This is a genomic window from Globicatella sulfidifaciens DSM 15739 (assembly GCF_900167405.1).
Taxonomy (GTDB): domain Bacteria; phylum Bacillota; class Bacilli; order Lactobacillales; family Aerococcaceae; genus Globicatella; species Globicatella sulfidifaciens.
On record NZ_FUWO01000019.1, the window covers coordinates 26,596 to 34,221 of the forward strand.

The 7,626-nt window shown below is 34.0% G+C and carries 7 protein-coding genes; 6 read left to right on the plus strand and 1 reads right to left on the minus strand.

Annotation, left to right across the window (positions count from 1 at the left end; genetic code table 11):
- The first annotated feature begins 13 nt into the window (after positions 1-13).
- Positions 14-1,318 carry a phosphopyruvate hydratase gene (eno, locus tag B5D12_RS08725; protein ID WP_078756458.1) on the plus strand — a complete coding sequence of 435 codons (1,305 nt, stop codon included), beginning with the start codon at positions 14-16 and terminating at the stop codon, positions 1,316-1,318.
- A gap of 757 nt (positions 1,319-2,075) precedes the next feature.
- Here eno and B5D12_RS10215 read toward each other — a convergent pair.
- A complete protein-coding gene (locus tag B5D12_RS10215) occupies positions 2,076-2,243 on the minus strand; it encodes a hypothetical protein (RefSeq protein ID WP_159443911.1) in 168 nt (55 codons plus the stop codon).
- 410 nt (positions 2,244-2,653) lie between these two features.
- Here B5D12_RS10215 and B5D12_RS08735 point away from each other — a divergent pair, with 410 nt between their 5' ends.
- The 5 genes from B5D12_RS08735 (at position 2,654) to B5D12_RS08755 (ending at position 7,360) form a co-directional block, all read left to right on the plus strand.
- Complete coding sequence (locus B5D12_RS08735; protein WP_078756460.1) at positions 2,654-2,887, plus strand: hypothetical protein; 234 nt, start codon at positions 2,654-2,656, stop codon at positions 2,885-2,887.
- Between the two features lie 44 nt (positions 2,888-2,931).
- Positions 2,932-3,615: a response regulator transcription factor gene (locus tag B5D12_RS08740; protein ID WP_078756461.1), complete on the plus strand. Its 684-nt coding sequence runs from the start codon at positions 2,932-2,934 to the stop codon at positions 3,613-3,615.
- Positions 3,608-4,522, plus strand: coding sequence for a sensor histidine kinase (locus B5D12_RS08745; protein ID WP_159443912.1), 915 nt, complete (start codon positions 3,608-3,610; stop codon positions 4,520-4,522). The genes B5D12_RS08740 and B5D12_RS08745 overlap by 8 nt, the downstream gene beginning before the upstream one ends.
- A gap of 88 nt (positions 4,523-4,610) precedes the next feature.
- Positions 4,611-5,369: an ABC transporter ATP-binding protein gene (locus B5D12_RS08750; RefSeq protein ID WP_078756463.1), complete on the plus strand. Its 759-nt coding sequence runs from the start codon at positions 4,611-4,613 to the stop codon at positions 5,367-5,369.
- A gap of 2 nt (positions 5,370-5,371) precedes the next feature.
- Positions 5,372-7,360: an FtsX-like permease family protein gene (locus tag B5D12_RS08755; protein WP_078756464.1), complete on the plus strand. Its 1,989-nt coding sequence runs from the start codon at positions 5,372-5,374 to the stop codon at positions 7,358-7,360.
- The last annotated feature ends 266 nt before the right edge of the window (positions 7,361-7,626 follow it).

Genomic DNA, 7,626 nt, shown 5'->3' on the forward strand with positions numbered 1-7,626 from the left:
GGAGAAATAAAAAATGCCATTTATTACAGATGTTTATGCACGCGAAGTTTTAGATTCACGCGGTAACCCAACAATCGAAGTTGAAGTTTATACAGAAAGCGGTGCTTTCGGTCGCGGTATGGTACCTTCAGGTGCTTCTACTGGTGAACACGAAGCGGTTGAATTACGTGACGGAGACAAAGAACGTTACTTAGGTAAAGGTGTTTCTAAAGCAGTTGATAATGTTAACAATATTATCGCTGAAGCTTTATTAGGATACGATGTTTTACAACAACAAGCAATCGATAAATTAATGATCGAATTAGACGGTACTCCTAACAAAGGTAAATTAGGTGCAAACGCAATCTTAGGTGTTTCTATCGCTGTTGCACGTGCAGCTGCAGATTACTTAAATGTTCCTTTATATCAATATTTAGGTGGATTCAATACTAAAGTTTTACCTACACCAATGATGAACATTGTTAACGGTGGATCTCACTCTGATGCGCCAATCGCTTTCCAAGAGTTTATGATTTTACCTGTTGGCGCTCCTACATTTAAAGAAGCTTTACGTTGGGGTACTGAAGTATTCCACGCATTAAAAGCAATCTTACATGACCGTGGTTTAGTAACTGCTGTAGGTGACGAAGGTGGATTTGCTCCTTCATTCGAAGGAACTGAAGATGGTGTTGAAACTATCTTAGAAGCTATTAAAAAAGCTGGTTTAGAACCAGGTAAAGATGTATTCTTAGGATTTGACTGTGCTTCTTCAGAATTCTATGAAAACGGCGTTTACGACTACACTAAATTCGAAGGTGAAAATGGTGTAAAACGTACAGCTGAAGAACAAGTTGATTACTTAGAAGAATTAGTAAACAAATACCCAATCATCTCTATCGAAGATGGTATGGATGAAAACGACTGGGAAGGTTGGAAATTATTAACTGAACGTATCGGTGATAAAGTTCAATTAGTAGGTGACGATTTATTCGTAACAAACACTGAAATCTTAGAACGTGGTATCGAAAACGGCGTTGGTAACTCAATCTTAATCAAAGTTAACCAAATTGGTACATTAACTGAAACATTCGATGCAATCGAAATGGCTAAAGAAGCTGGTTACACAGCAGTTGTATCACACCGTTCAGGTGAAACAGAAGATTCAACAATCGCTGACATCGCTGTTGCAACTAACGCTGGCCAAATCAAAACAGGTTCATTAAGCCGTACAGACCGTATCGCTAAATACAACCAATTATTACGTATCGAAGATGAATTAGGCGAAGTTGCTAAATACAACGGCTTAAAATCATTCTACAACTTAGACTTAAAAAAATAATTAGTTAATTGCTAATTAATGTGACGCTCCCTCAATGAGGGGGCGTTTTTTAATGTGTCTTTTCATATGGAAGTTATCAGAGTGAAATAATAGCTCTAGTATAGGAGATATAGATGTTTTCTATTAATTAAAGTGGTAGCAAAAAAGCAAAGAAACATACATTTTGAACTGTTTCTTTGCTTTTGTAGGATTGTAAATTGGGTATTCAAATTTTAGTGTAGCAGCACATCTTAATTAATAGACATACTATAATTAATTCTTTCAACTATTGATTTTAGGAAAAAATTCCGCTTGTTGCTAGAATTAGAAAAATGAAGTAATAAAGGTAGAGTCCTAAAATGAGTTTGTTCATTGAAAGTTGCTTTTTGTAAAAAATTAGGATTAAAATGAATGAGATGATGGAACTGATTTTATTATTTATAATTATGTTTGAGGTGGGTAAATTTAGGTGTAAACTGACAATAGGTAACAGGAAATATATTATCATCAAAACAAATTTTGCTATGTTCGATTCCAAAAGTTTCATCTTACCACTCCTTTATACTAATAAACCACACGCCAATCCTCTTCTTTAGTGTATTGTGTTCTTTTGACATGTCTAATAAAGGCCCCAGAATATCTGTCATATACATCGTATTCTACTGTATATGAAACATCTCTCCAAAAAACATTGTAAGTTCTTACAATAGATCCAATTGGGGTGTTAATTCCAGGCGAAACTTGGTAGGCAAAATACCAATCGGACAAAATTTGATAGTTATATTTTTTTGAAATTTCTTGCGTCTTCATAATGTAGCGGTTGTACTAATGCCCCCTTATCAATACTATAATCATCAATGAGAGAAGTAGCATTTACTAATGTAGCATTATTAAATGCTAATATTAAACCAACTATAAATAGTAAATTTTTCAGAAATTTTTTCATGATTTTCTACCTCCTATAATATTTTCAAAGGCCCTTGGATAAAGATATTTGATTGATGATGAATACCCAAATTATAAAACTCACTTCAATTATAAATTACCAAAAATTTTATAAAAGTCAAAATAATTTAAACTTTTAAAAAATTATACTTTGTTATGGAAGAAACTGTAATTAAGATGGAACATAATATTCAGGGCTGAAAAGATTCGAGTCTATATTTCCTAATGATTTACCACAATATTTTCAAAAGTATATAGTTGCAGATTATCAATTATGAGCAGCAATTTTTCATTATAATTAAAGCTATTGAACATTAATTCAGTCATTTATCATTGGTTATTTGTTTATAAAATGGTAAGATAAATCTAGCAGAAATCACGTGATGAATTTCATAAAAAGAGGACGGTAATATGCGAAAACAACGAGAAATGAGTGACCGTGAATGGTTAATCAGGCGTAGACTAAGTCGTATTTTTCATTTCCTATTAATCGTATTAGGTATTATTCTCTATTATAAAATTTGGCGCAATCCCTATTTAATGTATCCAGTCATTAGAATAGCCTTCATTTTTGTGCTTATTTATTACCCGATTCAATGGCTTTTAATAATCTATGACAAATGGAAAAGAAGAAAGCGACGTTAGTATGAGTTTAGTAAAATAGTGTTAAATAACTTAGGAGGTGGCTTATGAAAATACTCATTGTGGAAGATGATAAAATAATTGCACGACAATTAAAAGTCGAGTTGGAAAAGTGGCAATATCAAGTTGCTTTAATTGAAGACTTTACGAAAGTCATTGAAGAATTTAAAGCATTCGAACCTCATTTAGTATTAATGGATATTGGGTTGCCAGCTTTTAATGGCTATCATTGGTGTCAACAAATTCGACAATTTTCAAAAGTACCCATTATTTTTATTTCTTCTCGAGCAGACAATATGGACCAAGTGATGGCAATTCAAATGGGAGCGGATGATTACTTAACCAAGCCGATTGATTTAAGTTTATCCTTGGCTAAGATCCAAGCCCTTCTTCGCCGCTCTTATGATTACACCGTTGAAGCGCCACAAGACAGTTATGGCGGATTAAGCGTCGACTTTGCCAATGCGAGTGTTCTCTATGAAGGAACAGCGGTCGAATTAACTTATACTCAATTACAAATCATGGTGTCATTAATCGAAGCTAAAGGTGGATTTGTCTCGCGAGAAGCGATAATGGATCATTGTTGGGATCAAGCTAATTTTATTGATGATAATACCTTGTCCGTCAATATTTCGCGCATTCGCAAACGATTGGAAGAGCAAGGTGTCAAAACGAGTATTCAAACTAAAAAGGGACTTGGTTATGCTTTAAAGGTGGATGAAAATGACTAGGTTGAAACAATATCTTAAATTAAAATGGCCATCGATGCTTTTGTATATGACACCAATCGTTTTAACGATGATTGTCATGACCGTCTACCAATTAGATGGACAGATGATTCAATACATATTATGGTTGAGCTTATTTGTCGGCGTGATTTTATTTGTAATAGGAATGATTCGTTTCGACCGTCAACAAACATTACAAGAAGAATTGCAAATTTTACAAGATGAAAATCATCAATTAAAACAAGAACTCCATCATATCCGACTCGAAACTGAGACGTATTTTCTGACTTGGCTCCATCAGATGAAGACACCGATTGCAGGGGCGCAATTATTATTGCGAGAAGAGCAAGGAAACAATGCCAATGAATTACGCTTATTAATGACTGAAATTGATAAATACACGGGTATGGCATTGTCATATATAAAATTAATGAATCCTGGTACGGATTTGGAGTTTACTAAGTTAACATTGGATGAATTGTTAAGTCCACTGATTAAGAAATATCGATACCAATTCTTTTATTATAATGTGAGTTTGGAATATGAGAAATTAATACAAGTGGTGATTACTGACGGTCACTGGAGCTCCCTGATGATTGAACAAATTCTTTCAAACGCGTTGAAATACTGCCAAAATGAAAATGGCGCAAAAGTCTCAATATATTTTAATGAGGCGACACAAGAGTTGGCAATTCAAGACAATGGTATTGGTATACAAGCGAGTGATTTGACGAAAATCTTCGATAAAGGCTATGTTGGTTTTAATGGACGATTACATGAAAAAGCCAGTGGTCTTGGGTTATACTTAGTCGATTTAATCTCAGAACGCTTAACCCAACCCATTCGAGTCGAATCACAACTGAATCAAGGAAGTATTTTCTATATCAAGTTTAATCTTGCAAAAATGTAAGATTAGACTTGTTTTTGTTAGTTTAGATAAAGGCAGTTACCTTAGATATCCAGTAAACTTAAGTTAACAAATCAAAGGAGTGAGCAAAATGTCATTATTAAAAATTCAAAATGTCGAGAAAGTATATGGTAAAAAAGGTTTTGGCGTGCTAACGCAAGCTCTAAAAAATGTTAACTTCGAAGTCAATGAAGGAGAATTTGTTTCAATCATGGGAGAGTCTGGTTCGGGGAAAACAACCTTACTAAATATTATCGCAACATTAGATCAGCCGACGAACGGACAAGTTTTACTAAACAATCTACCTTTATCTGAAATAAAATCAAAAGATATTGCGAAGTTCCGTCGAGAACGTCTCGGGTTTGTTTTCCAGGATTTTAATGTGTTAAATAACTTCAATAATAAAGACAATATCCTCTTGCCATTAGTTCTCTCGGAAAAAAAGATAACCGAAATGGAACAACGTTTATCAGAGATTACCCCTATCTTAGGGATTGAATCCTTATTAGAGAAGTTTCCGTACCAAATATCAGGAGGGCAACGTCAACGCATTGCGATTGCGAGAGCGATTATTACGCAACCGGATATTTTATTAGCTGATGAGCCAACGGGAGCATTGGATTCGAAAACCTCCCAAACAATTTTAGAATTATTTCAGTCATTAAATGAGATGGGACAAACGATTTTAATGGTAACCCACTCGATTAAAGCTGCGGCAATGTCGAACCGCGTATTATTTATTAAAGATGGGATTGTCTTTCATGAAATCTATCGTGGCAATGATTCGGTACAAGCGTTCCAAGAACGAATTGCAGATAGTTTAACCGCTATGAATCAAGGTGGTGAATAATTATGAAATTAGGACTATATTTAAAACTTGCTTGGCGAAATTTAAAAGCCAATCATCAATTGCAAATACCATTCGTATTGGCCAGCAGTATAATGTTTGCGACGCTTTACATCATGGCATCATTAAAGACCAATAAATTTGTGACAGAACGCCATACGGAGTTACCCATCTTAATGGGACTGGGTATTTTTATTGTAGCTTTATTGGCCATCATCTTTACCATCTATGGGCAAACATTTATCGCAAAAAGAAGAAGTAAAGAATTCTCATTGTATTCTATTTTAGGATTTGAGAAATTGCATATTTCAATGGTTATTCTAATTGAGCAATTTATTAATTTTGTGGTGATTGGTTTATTGAGTATTGTAATGGGGCAATTAGTTGGGACGATTATGTTTAAGGTGATGACAAGTCTGCTTAAAGACGTAGCCGCCACCTTAGGCGATTATCCACTTTCTTGGTATGCTATCTCTGTAGTACTAATTTTATTGGCGGGTATCTTGTTCGTATTATATCTATTTCAAACATTCCGAGTAAGCTTGTTAAATCCAATTGATTTAATGAGCCAACAAAAATCTGGAGAAAAAACTGGGAAATTTCAATGGATTTGGTTAATTTCTGGATTGGTGTCACTGGGTGCGGGTTATTATATAGCTTGGACTACAAAAGGTCTCTTGGATTCAATTTCAATGTTCTTCATAGCAGTACTGCTCGTGATGATGGCAACCTATTTCTTATTTATGACGTTAATCTCATTTGTATTGAATCGATTAAAGAAAAATAAGAACTACTATTATCAACCAAATCATTTCCTATCAATATCTGGAATGTTATACCGAATTCGTTCAAATGCCATAAGTTTAGCGAGTATTGCCATTTTAAGTACAGGTTTTATGTTAGCGTTAGGAAGTACCATTTCGATTTATGGCGGGATTGAAGATACTATAAAAATGCGTCATATACGCGATTATGAAGTTTATTCTTATGATCATGATTATTTTTTAGATGAAAGTCCCGACGCTATTTTGGCAAAGAAAGAAGCACTTCAAGAGCAAATAAATCAGTTATCGGACGTTCAAGAAGTAAAGGATGTTTATCTAACTGAAAGTATTTATATAAATTTAAGATTATCAAAGGATATGGATACTTTAGAAAAATTAGCAAATATCGAGATCATGTCAAAAGATCGGACTTTTATTGGAACGATTATGACCATAGAAGATTATAATCAATTGCATGGGACCAAGCATCAATTAAATGAAGGCGAAATATTATTAAATGATTTGAATGAGGTTTTAAAAGATAAGAAAGAGCTCAATATTGCCGGGAAACAGTATCAAGTCAAATATAATACCGATCCTATTTATACCAATGTTATTATTGATTATGTCCAACTTGTGGTACCAACACGAGAAGAGATGATGGAACTTGGTAAGTATTATCAACTAGAGAATACGGTTATGGGGCCAGGTAGTTTTAGAATTTCCTTTGATGTAACGAAAGATAGTAATGCTCTAAAAGATAAAATAGCAACTGTTTTTGCTGGGGGCAATCAATGTGTATTAAGCGTTGAACAGACCCGTAAAGAAACGTATCAATTTAATGGTGGGTTCCTATTTTTAGGGATTATGATTGGTGTGGTGTTACTGGTCGGTACCGTCTTAATGATTTATTATAAACAAATAACCGAAGGGTATGATGATAAAGCCAACTTCCAAGTCATGAAACAAGTTGGATTACCAGAAGAAATGATAAAAACAACGATTAAACAGCAAACGTTTTGGCTCTTCGCCTTACCGATTATTGTGGCTGTTATTCATGGTTTAGTTGCAAGTAAGATAATTTTCCGCCTTTTAGGGTTGTTCGGTATTTATAAATTATCACAATTCTTTATCCCTTATCTGATTGTTATTACTGTTTTCGTGGGAATTTATTACATTGTGTATCGTGTTACTTCAAATGTTTATTATCAAATTGTGAATGAAGAATAAATTTACTAAATAACCGTTAATTACATTTTTGCGGTAAAAATGAATCTATTGGGAGTGGGCTAGAAGTTGAAAATACTTCAAGAGCTCGCTCCTTAGTGTAAAATAATTGTTGGTCAGCTAAAAGCAAAAAAGATAATCCTCTGCTATACTGTAAGTAGGTAAAAACACACAGAAAGGTAGAGGATTATCCATGAGTATTATAACACAAATTATGCAAGAAATTAATGAAATGATGGCAGATTTATATAATCAAGCGATTCAAGGTG